The organism is Pedobacter africanus (assembly GCF_040548825.1).
GTDB classification, from domain to species: domain Bacteria; phylum Bacteroidota; class Bacteroidia; order Sphingobacteriales; family Sphingobacteriaceae; genus Pedobacter; species Pedobacter africanus_A.
In genome coordinates this window covers 1,019,041-1,044,333 of record NZ_JBEPSL010000002.1, presented here as the reverse complement: position 1 = coordinate 1,044,333, position 25,293 = coordinate 1,019,041, and the positions used below count along the sequence as shown (strand labels likewise).

Below are 25,293 nucleotides of genomic sequence, written 5' to 3'. Positions count from 1 at the left end.
AGATTTAACCAGCATCATACAAATGAATTTCAGACACTTTTTTATAGCCTCTTTTCTTCTAATAGTTAGTATAAACACCTCCATAGCACAAACAAAAAGCTACCTGCAAACCCTTCAGGAACCTAATGAATGGGTAGACTCAGTATTTAAAAAGTTAAGCAGGCGACAAAAAATTGCACAAATGTTTTTTGTGAGGGCACATACCAATTTTGGAAAGGCCTATGAAGACTCTATAGGGATGGTGATAAAAAAAGAACGCGTGGGCGGCCTGGTGTTTTTCCAGGGAGGTCCGGGCAGACAAGCCATTCTGACCAATAAGTACCAGTCACTGGCCCGGGTTCCTTTGCTGATTACTTCTGATGGCGAGTGGGGGCTGGGGATGCGTTTGGACAGTACCATTTCCTATCCTTACCAGATGGCCCTTGGGGCGGTACAGGATAAAGACCTGCTCTATAAAATGGGCCTTGAGGTAGCCAAAGATTACAGAAGGATAGGCATGCACATGAACCTCGCGCCAGATGTGGATGTAAACAATAACCCTAAAAATCCGGTAATCAACTTCCGTTCTTTCGGCGAGAATAAATATAATGTTGCTACAAAGGCTGCAGCTTATATGAAAGGCATGCAGGATGGCAGGCTGCTGGTTAGTATCAAGCATTTTCCGGGCCATGGCGATACCGATGTAGACTCTCATTATGACCTGCCCCAATTGAATTTTACGAAAGCCCGTTTGGACAGCCTGGAGATTTATCCCTTTAAAGAACTGATTAACCAGGGCGCTGCCGGTGTAATGATTGCACACATGAATATTCCGGCGCTGGACAATACACCTAATATGCCGTCTACCTTATCCAGGCCAATTGTTACGGGTTTGCTGAAAGAAGAGCTTGGCTTTAAAGGGATTGTGATTTCCGATGCCATGGGTATGAAAGGTGTGGTTAAGCATTTCAGCGACGGGGAAGCGGATGTAATGGGCATCATTGCCGGAAACGATATTTTAGAGCTATCGGAAAACAGTGCCCGGGCCATTAAACTGGTGCGGAAAGCCATAAGGGAAGACCGCATTCCAATGGAACAGATTGATGCCAGTGTAAAAAAGATCCTTACCGCTAAATACTGGGCGGGTTTAAATGTTAAAGATACCGTTAATGAACAGAATGTATTTGCCGAAGTGAACAGGCCGGAAAGCTTGGCGCTGCTGCAGCAACTTGCAAATGCATCTATGACTGTGTTGCGGGGGAAAGAGCACATACAGCAGCTGAACGCCGGCAAACGAACTGTTATCATCAGTATAGGTACACCAGAGGTAACCACTTTTCAGCGCGAACTTGGTGAGTATTATAAAAATGCCATATTTTATACATTGGATAAAAACGCCAATGCCAATGCCATTGCAAAGGTTTTACGCGATCTGAAAGCGTTTGACCAGATCATCATCGGTATTCATGATACGCGGACAAGGCCGGGGAACGGTATGGTGCTGAGTGCCGACCTGAAGATGTTCATTAAAGACCTGTCGTTAAGCAACGCTGTATTTGCCCTGTTTGCCAATCCGTATAATTTGTCGGCCTTAGCTGGTCTGGAGCAAAGTAAAGGCCTTGTTGTTGCTTATCAGAAGGAAGACTTTATGCAAAAAGCAGCCGCATTGGTTATTAAAAATCAGGTTGTAGCAACAGGGAAACTACCGGTTACCGTAAATACATTTTTTAAATATGGCGACGGGCTGTAATCTTTTGCTTTGCAATTTTTAGATATCCATACCCATCAGGACAATAAAGAGCCGGAAACCCGGAGTATCTTAAGTCTTACATTAACAGGAGATATTTTGCCAGCATTACCCGAAGGTAAGGAATGCTCGGCGGGCCTGCATCCCTGGTTTGCCACCATGCAAAATTTTGATCGTGACTATGACCGGCTCAGCGAATTTGCAAAAGGACCAGCGGTTAAACTGATCGGCGAATGTGGTTTAGACCGCTTAAAGGGCGAAACGCTGGAGCACCAGCTGCTGATGCTGAAGAAGCAAATCCTTCTTGCCGAAGCTTTGCAAAAGCCGGTAATCCTGCATTGTGTAAGGTGTTACGATGAGCTGATGGCCCTGAAAAGGGAAATGCAACCCAGTGTGCCCCTCATTATCCATGGCTTTAATAAACACCAGGAACTTGGCCTGCAATTGCTGTCTAAGGGTTTTTACCTTTCTTTTGGCAAAGCTATACTGAATGCAGATTCAGGTGCTGCAAGCCTGTTGAAACATACGGATGTTTTTTTTCTGGAAACCGATGATGCCACTTGCAGCATCGAAGAAATTTACCAGGCTGCAGCGAATTTTAAAAACTCTACCGTAACAGAGGTAAAAGCACTTATTTTTGCCAGCTGGAAAAAAATAAAGCTCATTTAATTATATGTCTGATGTAAACTGGTTATCGCGCTCTGCATTGCTGGTCGGAAATGAAGGGATCGGTCTTTTGCAGCAAAAACACGTGCTGGTGGTTGGCCTTGGTGGTGTAGGATCTTTTGCTGCAGAGTTTATCTGCCGTTCTGGCGTAGGAGAAATGACCATTGTGGATGGTGACGTGGTTGACCCTACCAATCGTAACCGGCAGCTGCCTGCCCTGGCAACCAATCATGGGCAAAGCAAAGCCGACATTATGCAGGAGCGTTTGCTGGCCATTAATCCGGAACTTAAACTACATGTGATCAGGGATTTTCTGACCCCTCAGAAATGCAGGGAACTGATGGAGCTGCGCTTTGACTACATTATGGATTGCATTGACAGCATCACCCCGAAGGTTATCCTGCTGTCGAGCGCCCTGGAAAAGAACATGCCCATTGTGAGTTCTATGGGAGCCGGGGGAAAAATGGATCCTACACAGCTCAGGGTAACCTGGCTGCCAGATACCTATCAATGTGTTTTTGCCCAGTATGTAAGAAAACGCATCAAGAAGCTGCGAAACTATGAGCAGGTAAAAGCTGTATTTTCCATTGAACCTGTGGCTAAAGACTCCCTGGTGATGACCGATGGGAGTAACTTTAAACGTTCGGCCTATGGTACCATCTCTTACCTGCCTGCAGCTTTTGGTGGGGTATGCGCTTCTGTAGTCATCAGGGATCTGCTTGGTCAGCCCATAGCCATGGCGCAACGACCTCCCAGAATTAACCTGAAAGCAGCAGCTAAAAAGAAAAAACCTTAACCAGCTTTAGTATTTGTTATTTGCAGGTTGTACTGCGGCAAAGGTCCAGCCTTTTAAAAAGTCCATTACCTTTTTAACATCATGGCCTTTACCTTCTTCCAGGTAGGCAGAGTTCTGGATGTGGATTACCTTGCCGTTTCCATCAAGGATGACAAACACAGGGAAGCCAAACCTGCCCGGAAAGCCCAGACTGGCCATTACTGCTTCGTTTTTGTTCTCCTGGCTGTAATTTACCAGCACAGTTTCGTAATTCGTATCTAAGTAGTTTTTAAGTTCGGGTGTAGCGTCAACCAGTTTATGGAACAGGATACACCAACCACACCAGTTGCCCCCAACCTGTATAAATACATGTTTGCCCGCTTTTTTGGCTTTGCCCACGGCCGCATCAATGTCGGCCCTTGCATTGGCACCAGGATTGTAAATTTTTACAGCTTCTTTTTTTTCCTGCGCAAAGCTGGCAGTTGTAATTGCCAGTAACGCAACGATAAGCAGTCTTTTCATTTTGAATAAATTTTTAGTGTTTTTATGAATGTACAAGGTAAGCACTTTATTTTTTATTTTCGTCCATGCCCCAGCCATTAAAAATACTACAGGCATCTGCCGGTTCTGGTAAAACATTCAGTTTAACAGCGCATTACCTTACCTTACTCTTGTCTGGTGAGAACAAGTACCGTGAAATCCTGGCCGTAACCTTTACGAACAAGGCTACCGAAGAGATGAAAAGCAGGATACTGGAAGTATTGCATGGCTTTGCCAGTGGCGATGAAAAGTTTGACAGCTACCGGGATATCATCTTAAAAGCCAACCCTTCGCTCGATGCAGTAAGCCTGAAAGAAAAATCGGATAAAATTTACCGTAAGATACTGCACGACTACAGCCGCTTTTCGGTGAGCACCATTGATGGTTTTGTGCAGAAGGTGATCCGGGGCTTTGCCTTTGAACTTGGCCTTGATGCGGGCTACAGCCTGGAAATGAATTACGATAAGGTGAAGGATGACCTTGTAGGCAAGCTGGACGAGGCTTTGGACCATAACAAACAATTGCTGCAGTGGATCATCGATCTGGCCATAGAAAGGATAAACGACAACAAGAGCTGGAACTATAAGGTAGAACTGTACAACCTTATAGGGGAGATCTTCAAAGAGCGTTTCCAGGTTTTTGAAGAAGCTATTGATGCGCTTGGTTCTGAAAGCATAGACGACCTGTTTAAACAGTACATCAGCATTACCAGGGCTGCAGCAAAAGGCTTTGAAGAAGAACTGACTGGTCTGGCCATAAAGGCACAGGAAATATTTAACCGCTTTGGGGTAGAGAAGGAGCATTTGAACCGGAAATCTGTAAGCCCTCTGGCCAAAATCCCACTCATCGTTAATGGCGATTTTTCTAAAATAGAACCCCTCTTTAATTTTATAGATGAACCGGATGCCTGGTTTCAGAAGAACACAAATTTTGATGCCGTTTACCAGGAACTGAACCCCATACTTAAAGCGATAAGGGAATATTATTTAACGCATCTGCCCAACTATACCCTGGCTATAGCGTTCAGTAAAAACCTCTACTACCTGCGGCTGATGCAGGAGGTGGCTTCGTTATTAAAGGTTTACAGGGAAGAGAACGATAACCTGCTGATCAGCGATGCACAAAAGCTCATCACCGGGATTACAGATGATGCAGGCGATAATCCATCTTTTATCTGGGAAAAAGTAGGTACGCGCTACCGTAACTTTTTGTTTGATGAATTCCAGGATACCTCGACCAGCCAATGGAACAGCTTCCGTTCACTGCTTGCCAATGCCATTGCCACACCGAGCGGGGAACTGATAGACCATTTAATTGTAGGGGATACCAAGCAGTCTATTTACAGGTGGCGCAATGGCGACTGGAATATCCTGCACCGGCAGGCGAAACAGGACATTGGGGCAGACCGGGTGCTGGAGGAAAGCCTGGAAGAAAACTACCGGAGTGCCGAGCATATCATCACCTTTAATAATTTCATTTATAAGTCTATCCCTTTGCTGCTGCAAAATGAACTGAACCAGGGCCTGGAAGGAAAGCCGGAAGATTTACGTTTATGGTGGCAGGAACAAAGTTTTGATCGCATCATTACAGACATATACAATACATCCACACAGCAGCTTGCGCCCAAAACACCAATTGGGGGTACCATTAAGCTGAGAAAAATAGGAAAAGATGATGCCCCTGAAGAGCAACGTTTCACCGAAACGGTTTTCAGGGATATTGCCCTGAACGAAGTAATTGCGGAGATAGACCGCCTTAAAGCAGGGCAGGGCTATGCCGCCCGCGACATCGCCATATTGGTAAGGTCCAATACCGAAGCGGTAACCACGGTTAAAAAACTGATGGGGCAGGGCATAGACGTCATCTCGGGTGAGGCGCTACAAATCTCGAACAATATAGGCGTTCGGTTGATTATAGATACGATGAAAGCCCTGATTGGTCTGGATAGTGAAACTACGCTCTATAAAGCCAACTGCATTGCCCTTTACAATTCCTTGCAAAATATCACACCAGATGCCAGTCATTACCTTAATTTAAACCATACTTCCTTTAGCGGCCTCACAGCTGTGCTCCCTGCTTCCTTGTGTGAAAACTGGCAAAGCTGGATGCAGCTGCCACTGCCAGAGCTGGTAGAGATCCTGATAGATAGCTATGGGCTGGGTCAAATGGAAACCCATCTTCCTTATCTGCTGGCCTTCCGGGACCTGGCTGCCAATGCCACCCGATTGGGAGAGAAGGGGATTGTGGCTTTTTTAAACTGGTGGGATGAAGAAGGGGTAAACAAATCGCTGCCTTCACCAGAAAGCGCGGATGCCATACAGGTGATCACCATTCATAAATCAAAAGGGCTGGCTTTCAGGGCTGTATTTATTCCCTTCTGCAATTGGGAAATCAAAGGCAAAGCAAATGCGGTTTTCTGGGTGTCATCAGCAGACACTGCTTTTGAAGCCTTGCGGGGCATCCCTCTGAAATACAATGAGACCCTCAGTAATTCTGCGGTTGCAAAAGCCTATTATGAAGAACTGCTGTACAACCATATGGATGCCTTAAATATGCTGTATGTGGCCACTACCAGGTCGCGCGATTATCTGTACATTGCTACTATGGCAAAAAAGGACAGCACAAAACTCAGCACTATTGGTGATGTGCTGAATATGACCTTTGAACATGATTTTGATGAAAACAATATATATGAGATCGTAGATGAAGTTCCGGCACGCGCGGGGCAGGTTAGCCCTTCGGTGCAGATTGAGCTGGATCATTATCCGACCACCAGCCGTTTGGCAGAGCTCTATGTGCCCGATCAGGAACAGCATTTAAAGCATGTATTGAACATTCAGAAATCGGGCCGCAGGGGTTCTTTACTTCACGATGTACTGGCCAATGCCGGAACAGGACAGGAAATAGATAACTATCTGTCAACTCTGCTGCTGGAGGGTACCATTTTAGAAAAGGAAATAGCCGAACTTAAAACATCGGTGCAGGAGGTTTTAAATCATCCCGAATTGCAGGCCATATTAAACCAGGCCCCTGAAAGCATTACGGAGAAAAACATCATTGATGCTGAGGGGAAAATGCACCGGCCGGACAGGGTACTTCTGGCTGGCGATGAGGTCATCATCCTTGATTATAAATTTACCCTGGAGCAGACAAAAGAACATGTAGAACAGGTGTTGGGCTATAAGGCCTTGTTTACCGAAATGGGTTACAGCAAAGTAAGGGGATATTTGTTTTACGCAGTTACCAAACAACTGAAATCTATTTAAACATGAAGCCATTTTTACAGGAGTTAGCAGAAGATCTGGTTGCAAAGTTTGGTAACAACCTGCAGCATTGTGCCATCATTTTTAACAACAAAAGGCCGGCGGCCTATTTACAGAAGCACCTGGCCGACCTCATCAAAAAGCCTTTTTTTAGTCCTTCCTTTTTTACTGTACAGGAGTTTTTTGCAAAATCGACCGATTATCGTCTGGCCGACTTTTATATACAGTTTTTTACGCTGCACAGAATTTATAACCAGCTGCTCCGCGAAGAGGGGCTGGACCCCATTTCGGGTAATAAATTTTTTCCGCTGGCGAAGATCATGCTGGCCGATTTCTCGCAGATAGATATTGATCTGGTGGATGCAGACAAGATTTACCGCGACCTGGAAGATATTTCGGTGATCAATAAAGACTTTGATTACCTGAGCCCGGAACAGTACCAGTACCTTTCGCAGTTCTGGACTTCCTATTCCGAAGGGAAGCATAAGCGGCAGCAGGAACTCTTTATAAAGATGTGGCGCCGGATGCCTAAACTTTACCATAAGTTTCATGAAGCATTAAAAACGCAGGGCTATATCACCAATGGGATGATTTACAGGGAGCTGGCCCAGGGCAATGCAGCCAGTCAGGCTTTTATTGCAGACTTTGAAAAAGGAAAGGTGGTTTTTGCTGGTTTTAATGCATTAAGCAATGCTGAGGCCAGGATTTTTGTAAACCTGCAGGAAGCAGATAAAGCTTTGTTTTATTTTGATGCCGATAACTATTACCTGGACGATCCCCTGCAGGAGGCCGGTTTGTTTTTAAGAAAGAACATCCATCAACTGGGGATAAAAAATGTCTTTGAAAACAGCCCCAGTTTAATGCGTAATGAAAGGCATCAGGTAGATGTTTACAGTGTGCAGGGGCAGGCTGCTCAGGCTAAAATACTGAACAGCATTTTAAAAGAGAACTATACCGGTACCGGGAAGGAAACCTCCGTTGCTGTAGTCCTGGCAGATGAAAGCCTGCTGATTCCGGCATTACAAACCATTCCAACGAATTATGACGGGCAGGAGGTTGAGCTGAACGTTACAATGGGTTTTGCCCTGGCGGCTTCCAGTGTATATGGGTTGATAGATCTTTGGAGCAGCTGTCAGCTGGAGATTCAGCAAACCAGGCGCTTGTCTTACAAAAATGTAGAAGCCTTTTTAACACATCCGCTAACCGGGCTGAGCCAGGCCATGCGTGATAAAATCAAAAGGGCTTTGCTGACAGAGAAAGAGGTTGAAATTCCTCAACCCCGTTTGATTAACCAGAAAGGCCTGTTCGAAGTGTTTTTCAAAAGGCTCAGCCATGCGGGCGAGGTGATGGAGCAGCTGCTGGAACTGTGCAATTTTGTACTGGCAAGGCTCTCTGCCGCAGGTACATTAAAAAAAATTGATGCAGAACTCTTTGTTAAAACCATACAGGAGCTGAACAGGCTGTACGATACTTTCGGGCGGGATGTAGCGTATGAAGAGATCCCTTTCATCATATCACTGGTGCAAAAGGCAATCATGGGGCTTGCAGTGCCGCTTTCAGGCGATCCTTTAAAGGGCATTCAGCTGATGGGCTTGCTGGAAACCAGGAACCTTAATTTTGATAAGGTGGTGATGCTGGGCTTTAACGAGGGTATTGTGCCTAAATCATCTGCGGGAAACAGCTTTATCCCCGACAGCATCAGGAGGGTATACGGCTTGCCGGTGCTGGAAAACCAGGATGCCATATCAGCCTATATGGTGTACCGGTTGATCCAACGGGCAGAAAACATCAATTTTGTTTACAACAGCCTTACAGATGAATCTACTTCGGGCGAACCCAGCCGGATTTTAAAACAGCTGGCCTACGAAAGTGGCTTTGATTTCAATTATTACAGTCTGGACCTGAATGTAAGAACAGAGCCGGTTAAAGAGGTGCAAATCAAAAAAGAAGGAAATGCCGCTATACAGGCGGGGCTGCAGCGTTACCTGGATAAAAACAAAACACTTTCACCTTCTGCATTAACGCAATACATCCTGAACCCGATAGATTTCTTTTTCAATTACATTGCCGGCATTAAAGAACCTAAGGAGGTAACAGCAGTGGTAGAGGCCAACGAGGTAGGCTCTATCCTGCACAAGGTAATGGAGTATTTTTATGAAGATTGCGTTGGCCAGGAAATTACCACTCCGCTGCTCAAGGCAAAAAGGAAAGACATTCCTTCATTGACCGAAAAAGCCTTTGCTGCGGTAATCTTCAACAACCCGGATAAGGCGGTGGCTTTTAAAGGAATGCAAAAGGTGATACTCGCTATTGTAGAGGCCTACGTGAACATCATAGTTAACCAGGATGAAACCCAGGCCCCTTTCCGCATTGCAAGCCTGGAGCAATGGGTAGAGGCCGATATCAGTTTCCCGCTCAATGGAAAAGAGGCCAGCATCAGGATAGGAGGAATTATTGACCGGGTAGATTTAAAAGACGGCATTACCCGGATCGTTGACTATAAAACGGGCAGCGATAAACTGACGTATAAGGATATTCCCGAACTGTTCAATACAGACGGGAAGTACATTAACAAAGCCCTGATCCAGACTTTACTCTATACTTACGTTTATGAGCAATTCTCAGGTAAAACTGCAGTTGAGCCGAATCTGTATGTGGTTAAAACCATGAGCCAGGAGGGGGTATGGTTTAAATCGGGCAGGCAAAGTTTATCCGGCGATTATCTGGAAGAAGCCAAACCAGAGTTCATATCTGCACTGAAAGAAAAGCTTACAGAGCTTTTTGAGGCACCTTATTTTAAATCGAGCCTGGTTGAAGACAATTATAAATACTCTATTTATAAAACTTTATTTGGCAAGTAGGGGCGATAGTGTAATTAAAACACGATAAAATTATAGACTTGCAAAACATATATTTATGCTGTTAACACTTTGTTTTTAAAGGTTTCAGGGCAATGGATAAACTTGCATTTGAATGCAATTTTGTATAAGTTTGCGCCAGTTAATATTTGAATATACAATGAGAGAGATTCAATTTAGAGAAGCTTTGCGTGAGGCCCTTAGCGAGGAAATGCGTAAAAATGAAAACGTTTTCCTTATGGGCGAGGAAGTTGCGCAATACAATGGTGCCTATAAGGTTAGTCAGGGTATGCTTGATGAATTTGGCGATAAGCGTGTAATTGATACACCGATTGCTGAATTGGGCTTTGCCGGGATAGCAATAGGGGCAGCAATGAACGGATTGGTTCCGGTTGTAGAATTTATGACCTTTAACTTCTCTCTGGTTGCTATAGATCAGATCATTAACGGTGCAGCTAAAATGTTGTCTATGAGTGGCGGGCAGTTCCCTGTGCCTATCGTATTCCGCGGGCCTACCGGTAATGCAGGCCAGTTAGGAGCACAGCACTCTCAGAACTTTGAAAACTGGTATGCCAACTGTCCGGGTTTAAAGGTTGTGGTTCCTTCTACGCCTTACGAAGCCAAAGGTTTGCTTAAACAGGCTATTTTAGATCCAGATCCGGTTATTTTCATGGAATCAGAGGTAATGTACGGCGATAAAGGCGAGGTTCCTGAAGAAGAGTACTACCTGCCAATTGGTAAAGCCAATGTGGTTAAGGAAGGTTCTGATGTAACTATCGTTACTTTTGGTAAAATGCTTACCCGCGTAGTTAACCCTGCTGTAGAAGAGCTAACCAAAGAAGGGATCAATGTTGAAGTTATCGATTTGCGTACTGTACGCCCTATTGACTATGCTACCATTATTGAGTCTGTTAAAAAGACAAACCGTCTGGTGGTTGTAGAAGAGGCATGGCCATTGGCTTCAATTTCTTCTGAAATTGCATTTAACGTTCAAAAGAATGCTTTTGATTATTTAGATGCTCCTGTACTGCGCATTACCTGTGCAGATGTTCCGCTTCCTTATGCGCCTACTTTAATTGCTGCAAGCTTACCTAATGCAGAAAGAGTAGTAAAAGCAGTTAAAGAAGTATTGTACGTAAATAAATAAGCGTTGCCCTGAAGCAACAAAAAAATATAAATCCCCTGGGTAAGCCTAGGGGATTTTTTTGTTAACAATATATTTATTTGAGGATGTCAATTGTTAGGGTTAATTTTGGCGGCAATTTAGGATATCAAACAGAAATTAAATGAGCAATCATTCTAAAATCATTGCTGCCGAGCTGGCAGTAAAGGAAGAGCAGGTTATCGCTACTATTGAATTACTGGATGAAGGGGCTACGGTTCCCTTTATTTCACGTTACCGGAAAGAAGTGACAGGAAGTTTGGACGAAGTGCAGGTAGCGGGTATCCGCGACAGGTTTCAGCAATTAAGAGAACTGGATAAACGCAGGGAAGCTATTTTGAAAGCGTTGACAGCGCTGGACAAGCTAAGCCCGGAACTGGAGGGCCAGATTAATGCCGCAACAGACATTGCTACTATAGAAGATATTTACCTGCCTTACAAACCTAAACGTAAGACCAGGGCCTCTGAAGCGCGCAAGAAAGGACTGGAGCCTCTGGCCCTGTTTATTTTAGCGCAGGCCAAAGCAGATCCTGAAACCGAAGCCGGCAAGTTTTTGAATGATGAGCTGGGTGTGGTTTCTACTGCCGAAGCACTGGCAGGCGCCAGGGACATCATTGCCGAAATGGTGAATGAAAATGCCGAGGCAAGGACAGCTATGCGGAGCTATTTCCAGCAAAAAGCCATCTTTAAATCTACTGTTATTAAGGGTAAAGAAGAAGAAGGAATTAAATACAAAGATTATTTCGACTGGGAAGAACCATTGAAAAATGCGCCTTCACACCGGGTGCTGGCGATAAGAAGAGGCGAGAACGAGGCCATTTTAAAGCTTGATGCGATGCCTGATGAAGATGGGGCGATTGTAATCCTGGAAAATCAATTTGTTAAAGGAAACAATGCCTGTGCTGATCAGGTTAAGCTGGCTGTACAAGACAGCTATAAAAGGTTGTTAGGCCCGGCAATGGAAACAGAGATCCGTAACCTCTCTAAAGAAAAAGCGGATGAAGAGGCCATCAGGGTATTTGCAGAAAATGCACGACAGCTTTTGCTTGCTGCACCAATGGGCCAGAAGAATGTGCTTGCCATTGACCCTGGCTTTCGTACGGGCTGTAAAGTGGTTTGCCTGGATAAACAGGGTAAATTATTGGAAAATACCACCATTTATCCACATACCGGGCAGGGCAATGTTAAGAAAGCTGGCGATAAGCTAACCGAGCTTTGTGCTAAATATGAAATTGAAGCCGTAGCCATAGGCAATGGAACGGCTGGCCGCGAAACAGAGGTATTTGTACGCGGACTGAACATTCCGGGCGTAGTGGTAGTGATGGTGAATGAGAACGGGGCATCAATCTATTCCGCCTCTGAGGTGGCTCGTGAGGAATTCCCAAATCAGGACATTACCGTAAGAGGGGCAGTTTCTATTGGCCGCAGGCTAATGGACCCGCTGGCTGAGCTGGTGAAAATAGATCCTAAATCGATAGGAGTAGGCCAGTACCAGCATGATGTAGACCAGAATAAATTACAGGCATCGCTAGACGATACGGTAATGAGTTGTGTAAATGCTGTAGGGGTTGAGCTCAATACCGCTTCAAAGCAGGTGCTTGCTTATGTATCTGGCCTGGGGCCGCAGCTGGCACAAAATATTGTGGCTTACCGGAATGAGCATGGAGCCTTTAAAAACAGGGAAAGCCTGAGAAAAGTACCACGTTTAGGTGATAAAGCCTTTGAGCAGGCGGCAGGTTTCCTGAGGATCAGAAATGCTGAGGCCGTGCTGGATTCAAGTGGAGTACATCCAGAGCGTTATGCATTGGTGCATAGAATGGCCAGGGATTTAAATTGCAGCATCAACCAGCTGGTAAAAGATACAGAATTACAAAAGCAGATCAAACTGCAGCAATATGCGAGTGATGACATTGGTTTACCTACCCTGAACGACATCATGGCCGAGCTGGCCAAACCAGGTCGCGACCCGCGTGAGCAGTTTGAGGTATTTAGCTTTACAGAGGGGGTAAATGAAGTTGCAGACCTTAAAGTAGGTATGAAACTGCCAGGTATTGTTACCAATATTACCAATTTCGGTGCTTTTGTAGATATCGGTGTACATCAGGACGGTTTGGTCCATACCAGCCAGATGGCCGATAAGTTTGTGGCCAACGCTGCAGATGTGGTAAAAGTGCATCAGAAAGTGGAGGTTACTGTTGTTGAAGTGGATGTGGCCAGGAAAAGAATTTCCCTGTCGATGAAAAAGGAATTGGACGCAAAGCCTAAAAAAGACCAGCATAAACAGGCAGACAAGTCTAAAAAGTTTGCAAAGCCTGTAGGGGCACAGCAGCATAAAAAGCCGCTTAAACCACAGCATAGTCCAAAAGGTGGTCAAAAAGAAAAACTGCCCGATGGAGATTTACAGTTAAAGCTGCAGGCTTTAAAAGATATGTTCAAATAGCAAAAGAGGAGCCTTACAGCTCCTCTTTTTTGTTAATCCTCTCGACTGCCATCAGCGGCCATCCTTACAATTTTAGGCATAAACCTGGCAACAATATGGACCAGGTCTTTTTGTGCCTCCATTACCCTATTGATGTCCTTATAAGCCATAGGTGCTTCATCCAGGCCCGCTCCAATCAGGGTAACGTTATGGTCTGCCAGTACTTTTCGCATTTCATCTTTAGAAATGCTTTTGGTAGCTTTTGAACGGCTCATCTGGCGTCCTGCACCGTGTGCAGCAGAGTTGATGGCCTTTTCTTCTCCATTGCCTCTTACCAGGAAGCCTGGGGCGGTCATAGAGCCCGGGATAATTCCCATCACATCTTTCCCCGCCGGGGTAGCGCCTTTTCGGTGTACGATCACCTCCTCGCCATTATATAGCTCTTTCCAGGCAAAGTTATGGTGGTTTTCTACTTTGGCCAGTACGTTGGCGCCAATGGCTTTACTTAGCTTATCGTGTATCACCTGGTGGCAGGCAGAAGCGTAGTCTCCGGCAAGGTTCATGGCCAGCCAGTATTCCTGTCCCGCTTCGGTGTTCATATCCAGATAGGCCAGATTGGCGGCTTCCTGAGGAAGTTTGCAAACTTCTTTGGCCAATTTGGTGTAATATCCGGCCAGTGTTGCGCCAAGCCCACGAGAACCTGAGTGGCTCAGCAGAGCCAGGTATTTTCCTTTTTCAATACCCAGAACCTCATCTTTTTTCTCAAATTCTATAATCCCCCATTCCACAAAATGGTTTCCGCCGCCAGAGCTTCCCAGCTGTGAATAGGCCTTGTCTTTTAGCTGTTTTAACATCGCTGTGGCATTAAAATCAGCATTGTCCATAATGGCATGATCTGATTTTTCCCGGCCATGGAAGCCATGCCCGGCACCGAACTTGGTATGTGCAATCAGCTCACGCTTGTATTTTGCTTCATTGCCATAAAAATGGCTTTCCGGAATATCGAAGATGGAAAGGGCCATTCTGCAGCCGATATCGACACCCACTCCGTAGGGGATAATGGCGTTGCGGGTGGCCAATACCCCGCCAATAGGCAGGCCATAGCCCTGGTGGGCGTCTGGCATTAATGCCCCGGCAACGGTCACAGGTAATTTCATGGCAATGTCCATTTGTTTTCTGGCGCCCTCTTCAATATGAGTTTCGCCGTATCGGGCATACTCGGCTGTATGCGTTTTTAAAGGAATTTCAGTTCCGTTGATTTCTTTTTCCATTTTTTCTTCTTTTAACCCTGCATAGCATTTCTATGCAGGGGCGTCGGTTGTGTCTATTTTACAAAAATTTGTTTCAACTGATCTACAATTTGTCCGCTGCCAGACAAGCTGATGTTGTTGATCTTTTCTGCAATTTTCTCTACATACTCCATTTCTTTTAATTTGTAGAGCATTGCGTTTTCTTCCATCAGCTTTGCTGTATTTAACAAGCTTCTGGTGGATGCAGTCTCCTCCCTTCTGGTGATCAGGTTGGCCTGCGCCCTTTTTTCGGCTACCAGCACCTGGTTCATAATGTCCCTGATGTCGCCTGGTAATACGATGTCCTTCACACCGCAGTTCAGCAGCTCAACGCCCAGTAACCTCACTTTTGCGGCTGCAATTGTCATGATACTTTCAGAGATTTTTTCTTTGTTCTCCATCAGTTCATCGAAGGTCATTTTTCCAATAAACTCTCTCAGGCTCAATTGGATGGTTACATACATTTGTTTGTCAAACTCTTTGTTCTCCAATAAAGCCTTTTTTGCATCCGTTACTTTGTATTGTACACTGAAATTAATTCTCAGTTGAGCTTTGTCTTTCGTCAGGATTTCCTGTCCAACAATTTCCATGGTTAGCTGCCTCAAATCAGTTTTCAATACCTGGATTGCGGTGCTGTTTTTCCAGAAGATATAACTTCCCGGCTCCAGCACCCTTTCGAATACGCCATCTACAATCATTAGTCCGGTTTCATAAGTTTCAACTTTAAACGCCCTGATGTGTGCCTGCAATTGAGATTTCTCCAAAGTGTTTTTGTCGATGTGCGCTGTGATCTCATATTTATTCAGGTCGGCAGTTAAAAAGGAATACTTATTTAAGCCTTTCCAGAACGCGTATTTTCCTGCAGTTAATACCTGTTTAAAATTACTGTTTTGATAAACCAATACGATCTCAGTATCTTTTACTTCTATTACTGTTACCAGGTTTTCGAAATCTTTATTTAATAGTAAAACGTCCAATTCCACCGAAGCAATAAAGGTTTTCGACATGTCGTATACTTCTATTGTTTCATTAAAACCCAGCCAATGGTTTCCTGCAGTTAATACGTTTTTTAATTCTCCTCTTTTGTAAACCAATCCAACAGAATTGGTGTTAATTGTTGCTCTTTTCATCTCTGTTTGATTTTTTTGTTTATAATTATGCCACGCTCGTCGTGGACTTTGTTTGTTCGCTTATTAAGGCAATCAGAAAAACTCCCATTTGCATTATGCGGAAGAAATTTCTTTCCCTGAGTCAACTGCAGCAACTTCATCCTGAACATTCGGGCCTTGAGCACTATTGTGTTTGAGAACGTTCGAGAGCATTTGAGCGTTAACACACAATATGTATTCAGTGGCTTTCGCCTGTTTCATGGGAAAAGTATTCGCAGTCTCAATCAGGCTGTCCATTTCCTGCATAGCATATTGCAAATTGTCGATACGGCTTTTAGAGGCGATATCGACGGGAAGTTTTTCCTGGTACCTTTTGGAATGGGAAATTTGAAGTATCCCTTCTTTTTGCTTTGGATTTTAAGTCCATTGCTGCGCTACCAATTGCGTTTCCTATTTGGGTCGGAAAGCAGGATTCGAACCTGCACTTGGTTTGTTACTCTAACCACCTGAGTTACCCCGGTTTTATCCGGGAGCGGGAGTCGAACCCGCGACACACAAACGTGGGACAATCTTTCCAATCTAAACATCAGAATATTGCTGCTGATCAGCTCAATACTATGGGGCCATACAGAAACCCTCAACTGTGGATGTTTATCCTTTCAAACTGCCATCCCCTTGCGGGAATATCTTAAAAGTACTTTTGTACTGTTTATTTCTTCAAAGAACACTTGTCGTTGCCGACATTACAAAGATGCAGGGGGTGTTGCGCAGCAGATTTGCGTAATGAAAAAAAGCTTTCGTATAATATTTAAATTATTGTATTTCAGTTGAATATTTTTTAATTTTTCTATTTTAAAATAGTTTTTTCAATTTGTTGCGCAATTCTATTGCGTAGTTGTTGTGATTTTATAGTTTTACATATTGCTTTTTAGACTGATTTTTTAACCTTACTGCTTTATGTCTGTAAATAAACTTGCCCTTATCCGTTATAAAACGATTGATGAATGCTTAAAAAACAGGTTCAGAAAATGGACCCTGGAGGATATTATTGAGCGGGTAGCCCAGATGCTTTACGAATATGAAGGAATTACTTCGGGGGTAAGTAAACGTACAATACAGGCAGATATTCAATTGATGCGCAGCGACAAGCTGGGGTATAATGCACCAATAGTGGTAACAGACCGGAAATTCTACAGCTATAGTGATCAGGCTTATAGCATTACCAAAGTGCCGATCAATGCCAATGACGTGGAGAAGATGAAGGAGATTGTGGATGTATTGAAACAATTCAATGGTTTTAATTACTTTGACGAGATGAGCGACATGATAGCCAGACTGGAAAACAATCTGTATAAATCTGAAAATCCCCGAAAAAACTATATTCAGTTTGAAAATAACCGGCAGCTCCGGGGCCTGGAATATATCAACCCGCTGTATCAGGCCATATTGAACCAGGTGCCTTTGATGATAGAATATAAATCCTTTAAAGCTTTAAAATCGCAGCACAATATTTATTATCCATATCTGCTCAAAGAATACAGGAACAGGTGGTTCTTAATTGCCAGGTCAAAAACCGGAACTACATTGCTTACACTTGCACTGGATAGGATTATGGCATTGCACGAACTTGCTAAAGAACCTTTTTTGGAATACACCGGTGTAGACTTCGACCGTTATTTCGATGATTTATTGGGCGTAACCAAATCAGAAAGAGACAGGGCGCAGAAAGTGGTTTTAAAGGTGAACAAATTTAATGCACCTTATGTATTGACAAAGCCCCTTCACCATAGTCAGCAGCTTTTAAGTGAGGATGGGGAAGGGGTGGTTATTAGAATTGATGTCGTACTAAATTTTGAACTTGAACGTGAAATCCTTGGCTTCGGTGAATGTATGAAAGTGCTTTCTCCAAGACTTCTTGCTTCAAGGATCAAAAAAAGGCTCGTGCAGTCTGCCGAGCAATACGAAGAAGTAGAAAAGCTATAATTTTTACAACTCTATTTGCCTCCGGATGCTTTCTTCCAGAGAAATCAAAGTCTCTGTACGCTGTATGCCCGGAACGGCCTGTATTTCTTCGTTCAGTACATGGCGCAGATGGCTGGTATCCCTGCAGATAATTTTGGCAAACATGCTGTATGCTCCGGTAGTATAATGAAGTTCTACCACTTCCTTAATCTTGCTGAGCTGTTCTACTGCATCTTTATATTGAATCCCCTTTTCCAGATAAATTCCCAGGAAGGCAGTTACATCGTAGCCTGCCTTTTGCGGATCTATAATTAAATGTGAGCCCCTGATGATGCCCATTTCCTGAAGTTTTTTCATGCGAACATGTATCGTACCGCCCGAAACGATCAGATCTTTCGCAATTTCTGTATAGGGTTTGGTTGCGTCGTGCATCAGCTGCTTTAAAATGTCGATATCCAGGTTATCAATTTCTAAATTTTGGCTTTCTTTTTTAAGCATGATTTTGATATTTGTTAACGATAATCAAATATAATTATAAATATGCTAAAAATAAAATTAAATGATTAAAATATTTGTAACGTATTGGGGTTGTTGTTACATTTGTATCAAGCAAGTAACAAAAAAATATAGTTCTTTAACATTTGCTTATACTCTGTAGGGTGGTGAAACTGGCAGACGCACCTCCTTGTCTCGGTGGTGGAGAATATGGAAAACCCGTAAGGGCTAACTACTCCTTGAAGGTTCGACTCCTTCCCCTACAGCTATTAAGAAAAAAGATTTTTAATCAACCTAAACCAAAAATCTTTTTTCTTAATAAAATTTAGTACTTTAACAGAATGTTGGGTGGTGAAATTGGCAGACACGCCTTCTTGTCTCGGTGGCGGGGATAAATGGATAAACGCAGTTTATGGGTTGACCACAAATTAATTTTTGAACTGTAGCTAACTACCCCTTGAAGGTTCGACTCCTTCCCCAACAGCCAGTTTTTTTATGAATAATAAGTTAGTTAAAAACGAGTGACCTTGGATGAGGTCACTGTTTTTTTTTATGCCTATTGTTTCCCAGCATTGTACTTGTCGCTGAATTTCTTATCCAGTTGCTTATGAAGGTTATCCAGGTTGATGTCCCGACCTTGTATAAAAGCCTTTTCTACTTTGTTTGTCTTCATGTCCAATGCATCGCCATCCGAAATAAAGAAGGTTGCATCTTTACCAATTTCCAGGCTCCCAGCAGTTTTATCAATGCCTAAAACCTTAGCTGTATTTAAAGTGATGGTTTGCAATGCCTTTTCTTTATCCAGGCCCCAGGCCGCTACGGTTCCGGCCATAAAAGGCAGGTTCCTGAGCTGCCAGTAACTGTGCAGGCTCATGGCTACATTGATACCCGCATTGGCCAGTATCCCGGCATTCTTATAGGGCATATTTACGTCGTCGTCATTCATAATGGGTAAATTGTGCGGTTCTTTGACCACTACACTGATGTTGTTTTCCTTTAAGAATGGGATAATGAGATAGGCTTCATCACCTTCAACCAAAACCGGTGTAATGTTGTATTTTTTGGCAAATTTCACCGCGCTAATGATGTCTTTCTGTGCATTTGCTGTGATGAACAATTTTTGTGTGCCATCAAACAGGTGTCTCATTGCTGCCAGGCGTGCATTTACAACGGCTGGCTTTTCTGTTTCAGCATAAGCTTTTGCTTCTGCAAAAAGCTGGTCCAGCTGATTGATGGTATTTTGCGTACGGCTGCTCAGCTCGGTTGCAGAAGGGGCACCCATCCGGCCACCTGGCCCCCTGAATTTGGGGGTAACGGGCCAGTTCAGGTGCAGGGCATCATCTGTTCTGATGGCTGCATCTTCCCAGTTCCAGGCATCCAGTTGTACCACTGAAGAACTGCCGGAGATTGTCCCTCCCTGCGGCGTGATCTGCGCCATCAGTACACCATTGCTCCTGATGGTGGCAGGTACCTTCGAATCGGTATTGTAAGCTACCAGCGCCCTAATGTGCGGGTTAAGTTCTCCAATCTCACTATAGTCCATTGTTGCTTTAACAGAGCTGATCTCTACCAGGCCCAGGTTGGTTACCGGCGCTATAAAACCCGGATAAATGTGCTTGTTGCTGGCATTGATCAGTGTTGAGCCGCTGGGGTCTATGCGTACAACGGTAGCATCACCCACACCGGTAATTTTGCCTTTTTCAAAAATCAGATAGCTGTTCTCTATCACGTTTCCATTACCGGTATGAAGTTTAGCGCCCATTACAATTACTTTTTTATCCTGCGCAGGTGCCGGAGAGATGTTGGCCTGTGCCAGGCAGTTTAGCCCCAGGGCAGTACCCAGCAAACTTAAAATGTATTTATTCATGGTTGTGGCTCCTTTCCAGATCGTTCAGTTCAAGGGAGTAATCTTCTACGGTTTCGCAATGGAATTCCCGTCGTGTTTCTGGTTTTGGCTTCTGGGTTTTGGCCCCGCGGCCTTTGCTGTCTTTCATTTTCTGAATCAAACGGGCTCTTTCCAGTTTTTGTGCAGCCCTGAGCTGTGTATCTCTTTCCATATCCCAGTAGGCAATGCCGTCTACAAAAGTTTTTTCTGCTTTGGCATAGATGGAGAGGGGATGGGCCGACCAGACGACCACATCGGCATCTTTGCCCGCTTTAAGGCTGCCCACCCTGTTGTCTATATGTAACATTTTAGCCGGATTTAAGGTTACAAATTTAAGCGCATCTTCTTCCGGAACGCCGCCATACAATATGGCTTTCCCGGCTTCCTGGTTTAAGCGTCGGGCCATTTCGGCATCATCAGAGTTAAATGCTGTGGTGATGCCAATGTTGTGCATGATCTTGCCATTGTAGGGGATGGCTTCTGCCACCTCCATTTTATAGGCCCACCAATCAGAAAAGGTAGAGGCGTTGATGCCGCGGGCCTTCATCTTGTCGGCCACCTTATAACCCTCCAGTATATGGGTAAAGGTATTTATTTTGAAGCCCAGGCTATCTGCTACTTTCATCAGCATATTGATTTCCGACTGCACATAAGAGTGGCAGGTGATGAAACGTTTGTTGTCCAGAATTTCAGCTATGGCATCCAGTTCCAGGTCGCGCCTAAGGGTACTTCCCTTTTTCGCCATTTCGGCTTTGTAGGCTTTGGCACGGGTAAACTGGTCTACAAATGTTTGTTCTACACCCATTCTGGTTACCGGAAAACGTGCGCCTGTGCCAAAATTGCTCTGTTTTACATTCTCGCCCAGCGCAAATTTGATGAACCCATCGGCACCTTCAAACTTAAGTTCTTCGGGTAGTTTTCCCCAGCGTAGCTTAATGAGCTGCGATTGGCCCCCAACCGGGTTGGCCGAACCATGCAGGATCTGTGAGGTAGTTACCCCGCCTGCAAGCTGCCGGTAAATGTTCACGTCTTCAGAGTTGATGATGTCGCCCACGCGCACTTCTGCTGAAGAAGACTGGGCGCCTTCATTAATGCCGCCGGTCATTACAATGTGCGAATGCTCATCTATCATGCCCGGGGTGATGTGTTTGCCTGTGGCATCAATTACTTTTGCATTTCCCGGGTTCAGGTTTTTCCCTACCGATCTGATCTTCCCGTTTTCTATAAGCACATCTGCATTTTGCAGGATACCCTCCTTTTCATTGGTCCATACAGTTGCATTTTTCAATAAAACGCTTTCCTGTTTTAAGGGAACAGTGTTGCCAAAAGCGGTGAAGGGGTAGATCAGCGGCCCGGCAGGCTCATTTTTTAGTGGTTCGCTCTTTTTAAGCGCAAGTTTGGAGGTGTCTTTTTCTGCATCTTTATTAATGAGCATAAAACGTTTGCCTTGCACCCAGTTTTCCTCAATCACATTTTCCTTTTTAAAAAGGCTGTCTGATGTGATGATAAAATTGGCCAGTTTTCCTGTTTCCAGGGTGCCGGTTTTATCGGCTATGCCCAGCATGGCTGCCGGAATTTCGGTAAGTGCCATTAAGGCTTGTTTTTTTGTTAAGCCCTTATTGATGGCTTGTTCCATCGCCGGCCAGAAATCGCTGGTGTTTTCCAGGCCATGGGTGGTAAGCGAAAACCTGATCCCTGCCTTTTCCAGTACACCGGCATTGCCAGGTGCCAATTCCCAGGCTTTCATCTGGGCCAGGCTGATGTCCCTGGTTTCAACCGTATCTTCCACATCATAGGCTTTGATAAAATTTACTGGAATGATGAGGCTGGCACCTGTTGCTTTAACTGCAGCTACACGCTGGTATTCATCGCCATTGGATTTGATGATGAACTGCCGGCCAAACTCTTTGCCGATCTTATCTACACGAAGGATATTTTGCCATCCATCAGCTTCAAAAATTTGCGGAATATTTTGTTGTTTGTTAAACTCTTCCAGGGAAATGTTGTATTCTTCTTTTTGTTTGCCATACCATTGCGCATCGTAATAGGTCTGGCGCAGCAAGGCAATAGCGCCCATCAGGGATGTAGGATAGTCATTTTGGGAGGTCCCTTTGTTAAAAGAGTAGTTGGCGGCTGATCGGGTATTGAGTATGCTGCTGTTTTCTTTTTCATCGCTCAGCGTAACCGCAACAGAGGTGCCGCGTGCTATGCCGTCGCGGTTAATCACGTTTACACTGCCAAAGCCCAGCTTACGCAGCTCTGCCGCTTTTCTGCTGTCGGCCGAAAACAAGGTGCTGGCCTGGGTTTCGGACCTTATCGCTTCGTTCCAGCCATATGGGCCTTTTTTTGTAGAAGTGAAGATAGACTGGCGGCCGCCCGTTCCGGCGCGCGTAGGTTCAGGGAGTCCATAAGCGGTAAAGGCATCGATCAGGGAGGGGTATATGAATTTCCCCTTCAGGTCAATAACCACGTAACCTTTCGGAACAGCAACGCTATTGCCGGCTGCCTGTATAGTCTGACCTTTAATCAATAAGGTTCCTTTGCTGATAGTTTTGTTGGCGCTAACTACAATATTGGCATTGGTAAATGCATAAAGGCCTTGCCTGATATCATAGGTGCCATTAACCGGATAGGTCTGCTGGGCAAACAGGCTTGTTCCAGCAAATACCCCGGCAAAGAGAAGCAGGATTTTCTTCATAAAAGAATTTAGATGATAATACCTAAATCTATTATAAAAAATTGATTAAATCCGCTTATCACTTATTTTTTACGTTAAAGCGTAGCCCACTAATTTTCGGACAACGCTTTGAGCTTGTCTAAAGCTTTAGGCCACATCTGGGCAAACATTTCTTTATATTCTTCGGTAATATCTGTTGAAACAGACAGTTCAGTACTCCCGTTTTTTTCTTCAAGAGTATAGTTTTCCATTGCTCCAGCCCATGATTTTACCTCATCACTGTCGAAATCTTCGGCGCCATCTTTAAGCATGCCGAGGTGCTCTATTGACATGAATTTATTGGGAATGTTATCGGCCACCTTTGATATCATGCCATTACCACTTGAATCCCCAAATATAATCCGGCTGCCTTTTTTCCAATCTGTTTCGGCACTTGATCCTTCGCTAAAGGGGGTTGTCCATTGGCGATAGGTTTTATCGTCCCAAAGCGTTTTCCATACTTTTTCTGCCGGTGCGTTGATAGAGATTTTGTATTCCAGCTTTTCCATAGCATTATAATTTATTGGTTAATGATATAACAAATATCTGGAGCTATTGTTGAATTAAGGCGTTGTGTTTGCGACAATATAAGGGGTTGTTTACGGCATAACTCCAGTAGCCTTATCCCTTTACCGGTTCCTGAAATGTTCTTTATAATTTAATACAGGCTTAATATAACCAGGAATTTAGCACGGTACTTTTGTCCCGAAGGTTTTTTTGATCGCAGCAATGTCAAAAGCAATTAGGGATTTATCGGATAAGCTATTAATTGAAAAGTACCGTAATGGCAATGCTTCTGCATTTAATGTCCTTTTTAAAAGATACTACGATTCTCTTTATGGCTATACCTTAAAAAATGTAAAGGATGTCTGTGTTGCCGAAGAACTGGTTATGGATGTGATGCTTGGCCTCTGGAAGAGGAAAGGTGAAATCCTTATAGAGGAAGACCTGAAGGCCTATCTTTATCGCTCGGTAAAAAATGCGATCTATAACCATTACCGGAAAAAGGCATTGCAAACCATCAGTATGGATCAGGTAAATGAATCTGCCCAGCACCTTGCAAAGGCGGCAGACCATGAGCTGGAAGTCCGTGAACTGGATAGTATTTACCGCCTGCACTTACAGCAGCTGAGCCCCCAGCGTCGCAGGGTTTATGAACTGAGCCGAGAACAGCACATGACCTATGCCGAGATTGCAAAGGACATGGACATTTCTGTGAACACGGTAGAAAACTATATGGTTGCCTCGCTGAACTTTTTCCGAAAACAGCTAAAAGAGCATGTTGATTTTACCCTCATTGCCTTTATCCTTTTCTTCCTGTCTTAATTTTTTTTTCGATTGCATAGGTGGTAAGCCCTAACAATTGTGTTTTCCTTATTGAAAGACAATTAAAATGCAGTCAGAAAACAGGAACAAATCTCTCATCAGAAAATACATTTCCGGAAGCTGTACAGTAGAAGAGCAACTGGAAATCCGGCGAATCATGCAGCAACCGGATGTAAGGTTACTTTTTGACGAGGTGCTGGCAGAGAGCTGGATGGGGCTGGAAGAGGAAAAGGATACCGAACAATTACGCCTAAACGATAAACTGCAACTTTTTTATAACAGGCTGGAATCTGAAGAGCAGGCGGCTATAGAAGTTCCGATAAACAGGAGAAGGTATTTTCAGTACGCAGCAATCTGGGCCATACTCATTCTGGGTTTGGGCACTTATGGGCTGATGCAGTATAAAAAAACACCTTTAACCAACCAGGTTGCCATGCAGGAAATGGTAAACCCTTACGGGCAACGCTCAAAGGTGGTACTGCCGGATGGTTCCGAAGTTTACCTTGGTGCCGGAAGCAGGCTCTCTTTTCCAGGGAAATTTAGTGGCCTTACCAGGGAAATAGCTTTGGAGGGCGAAGCTTTTTTTCAGGTGACCAAAAATCCGGCTAAGCCCTTTATTGTGCGTACAGGAAGTGTGCAGACAAGGGTACTGGGTACTTCATTTAAAATAGATGCCTTTAAAAACAGGCCATTGGTGGTGGCCGTAGCTACAGGCAAGGTACGGGTAGATGATTACCTGAACGGCAGGCTTAAGCCCTTAGCCATGCTCAGGCCCGGACAAATGGTAACCTATAAGGAAAACCACGCCATTACATCAGCAACGGTTATTGAAGAAGTCAAATCCTGGAAAAATGCACAGCTGTATTTTCACAACCGTTCGCTTGGAGAGATTGCCGCAGAACTGGAACGCTGGTATAACGTAAAGATCAGTTTCAGGGGGCAGGATAAACCGAAAGAAAAAATATCAGTAAACCTGCAGGCAGATATGCCGCTGAACAAGATCATGAAAGTACTGGCAGCAACAGGCCATTTTAGCTATCAGATCAGCGCAAAGCAGGTTCAGATCAATTAATAAAACAATAAAGAAAGGGAAAAGTATGTA

At 44.3% G+C, this 25,293-nt stretch carries 17 protein-coding genes and 3 tRNA genes; 12 read left to right on the top strand and 8 right to left on the bottom strand.

Annotated elements, in window-relative coordinates:
* Nucleotides 1-22 precede the first annotated feature (22 nt).
* From ABIE26_RS14465 to ABIE26_RS14455, 3 genes are read left to right on the top strand one after another with little or no spacing between them, the layout of a single operon-like run.
* A complete protein-coding gene (locus tag ABIE26_RS14465) occupies nucleotides 23-1,729 on the top strand; it encodes a glycoside hydrolase family 3 protein (RefSeq protein ID WP_310141837.1) in 1,707 nt (568 codons plus the stop codon).
* Between the two features lie 9 nt (nucleotides 1,730-1,738).
* Complete coding sequence (locus ABIE26_RS14460; RefSeq protein WP_310141839.1) at nucleotides 1,739-2,395, top strand: TatD family hydrolase; 657 nt, start codon at nucleotides 1,739-1,741, stop codon at nucleotides 2,393-2,395.
* A 4-nt stretch (nucleotides 2,396-2,399) separates the two neighbouring features.
* Nucleotides 2,400-3,188 carry a tRNA threonylcarbamoyladenosine dehydratase gene (locus tag ABIE26_RS14455; protein WP_310141842.1) on the top strand — a complete coding sequence of 263 codons (789 nt, stop codon included), beginning with the start codon at nucleotides 2,400-2,402 and terminating at the stop codon, nucleotides 3,186-3,188.
* 6 nt (nucleotides 3,189-3,194) lie between these two features.
* On the opposite strand, the gene ABIE26_RS14450 is transcribed toward ABIE26_RS14455, so the two are convergent.
* Nucleotides 3,195-3,689, bottom strand: coding sequence for a thioredoxin family protein (locus ABIE26_RS14450; protein ID WP_310141844.1), 495 nt, complete (start codon nucleotides 3,687-3,689; stop codon nucleotides 3,195-3,197).
* 65 nt (nucleotides 3,690-3,754) lie between these two features.
* Between ABIE26_RS14450 and ABIE26_RS14445 the strand changes: the two genes are divergently transcribed.
* The 4 genes from ABIE26_RS14445 (at nucleotide 3,755) to ABIE26_RS14430 (ending at nucleotide 13,430) form a co-directional block, all read left to right on the top strand.
* The gene (locus tag ABIE26_RS14445) at nucleotides 3,755-6,973 is read left to right on the top strand and encodes a UvrD-helicase domain-containing protein (RefSeq protein ID WP_310141846.1); all 3,219 of its coding nucleotides are present in this window, start codon (nucleotides 3,755-3,757) and stop codon (nucleotides 6,971-6,973) included.
* A gap of 2 nt (nucleotides 6,974-6,975) precedes the next feature.
* Nucleotides 6,976-9,831: a PD-(D/E)XK nuclease family protein gene (locus ABIE26_RS14440; RefSeq protein ID WP_310141850.1), complete on the top strand. Its 2,856-nt coding sequence runs from the start codon at nucleotides 6,976-6,978 to the stop codon at nucleotides 9,829-9,831.
* A gap of 157 nt (nucleotides 9,832-9,988) precedes the next feature.
* On the top strand, nucleotides 9,989-10,975 hold the full coding sequence (locus ABIE26_RS14435) for a pyruvate dehydrogenase complex E1 component subunit beta (protein ID WP_084238166.1): 987 nt from the start codon (nucleotides 9,989-9,991) through the stop codon (nucleotides 10,973-10,975).
* Between the two features lie 139 nt (nucleotides 10,976-11,114).
* Nucleotides 11,115-13,430, top strand: coding sequence for a Tex family protein (locus ABIE26_RS14430; protein WP_310141858.1), 2,316 nt, complete (start codon nucleotides 11,115-11,117; stop codon nucleotides 13,428-13,430).
* 32 nt (nucleotides 13,431-13,462) lie between these two features.
* Here the strand turns inward: ABIE26_RS14430 and ABIE26_RS14425 are convergent, their stop codons facing one another.
* From ABIE26_RS14425 to ABIE26_RS14415, 3 genes are all read right to left on the bottom strand, one after another.
* A complete protein-coding gene (locus ABIE26_RS14425; protein ID WP_310141861.1) occupies nucleotides 13,463-14,680 on the bottom strand; it encodes an RtcB family protein in 1,218 nt (405 codons plus the stop codon).
* Between the two features lie 53 nt (nucleotides 14,681-14,733).
* Nucleotides 14,734-15,828, bottom strand: a complete 1,095-nt coding sequence (locus tag ABIE26_RS14420; protein ID WP_310141864.1) for a slipin family protein — start codon at nucleotides 15,826-15,828, stop codon at nucleotides 14,734-14,736.
* Nucleotides 15,829-16,262: 434 nt separating this feature from the next.
* Nucleotides 16,263-16,327, bottom strand: a tRNA-Ser gene (locus tag ABIE26_RS14415).
* Between the two features lie 437 nt (nucleotides 16,328-16,764).
* Here ABIE26_RS14415 and ABIE26_RS14410 point away from each other — a divergent pair.
* Nucleotides 16,765-17,790 (top strand): helix-turn-helix transcriptional regulator, encoded by a 1,026-nt coding sequence (locus tag ABIE26_RS14410; RefSeq protein WP_310141866.1) that lies wholly within the window; start codon nucleotides 16,765-16,767, stop codon nucleotides 17,788-17,790.
* 3 nt (nucleotides 17,791-17,793) lie between these two features.
* Here the strand turns inward: ABIE26_RS14410 and ABIE26_RS14405 are convergent, their stop codons facing one another.
* Nucleotides 17,794-18,267, bottom strand: a complete 474-nt coding sequence (locus ABIE26_RS14405; RefSeq protein ID WP_310141868.1) for an Lrp/AsnC ligand binding domain-containing protein — start codon at nucleotides 18,265-18,267, stop codon at nucleotides 17,794-17,796.
* Between the two features lie 155 nt (nucleotides 18,268-18,422).
* On the opposite strand from ABIE26_RS14405, the gene ABIE26_RS14400 reads away from it, so the two are divergent.
* Together ABIE26_RS14400 and ABIE26_RS14395 are read left to right on the top strand one after the other, a co-directional pair.
* A tRNA-Asp gene (locus ABIE26_RS14400) sits at nucleotides 18,423-18,530 on the top strand.
* A gap of 76 nt (nucleotides 18,531-18,606) precedes the next feature.
* A tRNA-Asp gene (locus ABIE26_RS14395) sits at nucleotides 18,607-18,751 on the top strand.
* A 69-nt stretch (nucleotides 18,752-18,820) separates the two neighbouring features.
* On the opposite strand, the gene ABIE26_RS14390 is transcribed toward ABIE26_RS14395, so the two are convergent.
* The 3 genes from ABIE26_RS14390 to ABIE26_RS14380 all read right to left on the bottom strand — a co-directional run bounded on the left by ABIE26_RS14390 (nucleotide 18,821) and on the right by ABIE26_RS14380 (nucleotide 23,374).
* Nucleotides 18,821-20,131, bottom strand: a complete 1,311-nt coding sequence (locus ABIE26_RS14390) for an amidohydrolase family protein (protein ID WP_310141869.1) — start codon at nucleotides 20,129-20,131, stop codon at nucleotides 18,821-18,823.
* Nucleotides 20,124-22,847, bottom strand: coding sequence for an amidohydrolase family protein (locus ABIE26_RS14385; RefSeq protein WP_310141870.1), 2,724 nt, complete (start codon nucleotides 22,845-22,847; stop codon nucleotides 20,124-20,126). Before ABIE26_RS14385 ends, ABIE26_RS14390 begins: the two co-directional genes overlap by 8 nt.
* An 89-nt stretch (nucleotides 22,848-22,936) precedes the next feature.
* Nucleotides 22,937-23,374: an SRPBCC family protein gene (locus ABIE26_RS14380; RefSeq protein WP_310141871.1), complete on the bottom strand. Its 438-nt coding sequence runs from the start codon at nucleotides 23,372-23,374 to the stop codon at nucleotides 22,937-22,939.
* A 220-nt stretch (nucleotides 23,375-23,594) separates the two neighbouring features.
* Between ABIE26_RS14380 and ABIE26_RS14375 the strand changes: the two genes are divergently transcribed.
* Both ABIE26_RS14375 and ABIE26_RS14370 read left to right on the top strand, forming a co-directional pair.
* A complete protein-coding gene (locus ABIE26_RS14375) occupies nucleotides 23,595-24,191 on the top strand; it encodes an RNA polymerase sigma-70 factor (protein ID WP_310141873.1) in 597 nt (198 codons plus the stop codon).
* A 67-nt stretch (nucleotides 24,192-24,258) separates the two neighbouring features.
* Nucleotides 24,259-25,263 carry a FecR family protein gene (locus ABIE26_RS14370; protein WP_310141875.1) on the top strand — a complete coding sequence of 335 codons (1,005 nt, stop codon included), beginning with the start codon at nucleotides 24,259-24,261 and terminating at the stop codon, nucleotides 25,261-25,263.
* Nucleotides 25,264-25,293: the final 30 nt, after the last annotated feature.

Coding starts and splice junctions, on each gene's coding strand:
- ABIE26_RS14465 (WP_310141837.1), top strand. CDS start 23: ATGAATTTCAGACACTTTTTTATAGCCTCTTTTCTTCTAATAGTTAGT.
- ABIE26_RS14455 (WP_310141842.1), top strand. CDS start 2,400: ATGTCTGATGTAAACTGGTTATCGCGCTCTGCATTGCTGGTCGGAAAT.
- ABIE26_RS14450 (WP_310141844.1), bottom strand. CDS start 3,689: ATGAAAAGACTGCTTATCGTTGCGTTACTGGCAATTACAACTGCCAGC.
- ABIE26_RS14445 (WP_310141846.1), top strand. CDS start 3,755: ATGCCCCAGCCATTAAAAATACTACAGGCATCTGCCGGTTCTGGTAAA.
- ABIE26_RS14440 (WP_310141850.1), top strand. CDS start 6,976: ATGAAGCCATTTTTACAGGAGTTAGCAGAAGATCTGGTTGCAAAGTTT.
- ABIE26_RS14435 (WP_084238166.1), top strand. CDS start 9,989: ATGAGAGAGATTCAATTTAGAGAAGCTTTGCGTGAGGCCCTTAGCGAG.
- ABIE26_RS14430 (WP_310141858.1), top strand. CDS start 11,115: ATGAGCAATCATTCTAAAATCATTGCTGCCGAGCTGGCAGTAAAGGAA.
- ABIE26_RS14425 (WP_310141861.1), bottom strand. CDS start 14,680: ATGGAAAAAGAAATCAACGGAACTGAAATTCCTTTAAAAACGCATACA.
- ABIE26_RS14420 (WP_310141864.1), bottom strand. CDS start 15,828: ATGAAAAGAGCAACAATTAACACCAATTCTGTTGGATTGGTTTACAAA.
- ABIE26_RS14410 (WP_310141866.1), top strand. CDS start 16,765: ATGTCTGTAAATAAACTTGCCCTTATCCGTTATAAAACGATTGATGAA.
- ABIE26_RS14405 (WP_310141868.1), bottom strand. CDS start 18,267: ATGCTTAAAAAAGAAAGCCAAAATTTAGAAATTGATAACCTGGATATC.
- ABIE26_RS14390 (WP_310141869.1), bottom strand. CDS start 20,131: ATGAATAAATACATTTTAAGTTTGCTGGGTACTGCCCTGGGGCTAAAC.
- ABIE26_RS14385 (WP_310141870.1), bottom strand. CDS start 22,847: ATGAAGAAAATCCTGCTTCTCTTTGCCGGGGTATTTGCTGGAACAAGC.
- ABIE26_RS14380 (WP_310141871.1), bottom strand. CDS start 23,374: ATGGAAAAGCTGGAATACAAAATCTCTATCAACGCACCGGCAGAAAAA.
- ABIE26_RS14375 (WP_310141873.1), top strand. CDS start 23,595: ATGTCAAAAGCAATTAGGGATTTATCGGATAAGCTATTAATTGAAAAG.
- ABIE26_RS14370 (WP_310141875.1), top strand. CDS start 24,259: ATGCAGTCAGAAAACAGGAACAAATCTCTCATCAGAAAATACATTTCC.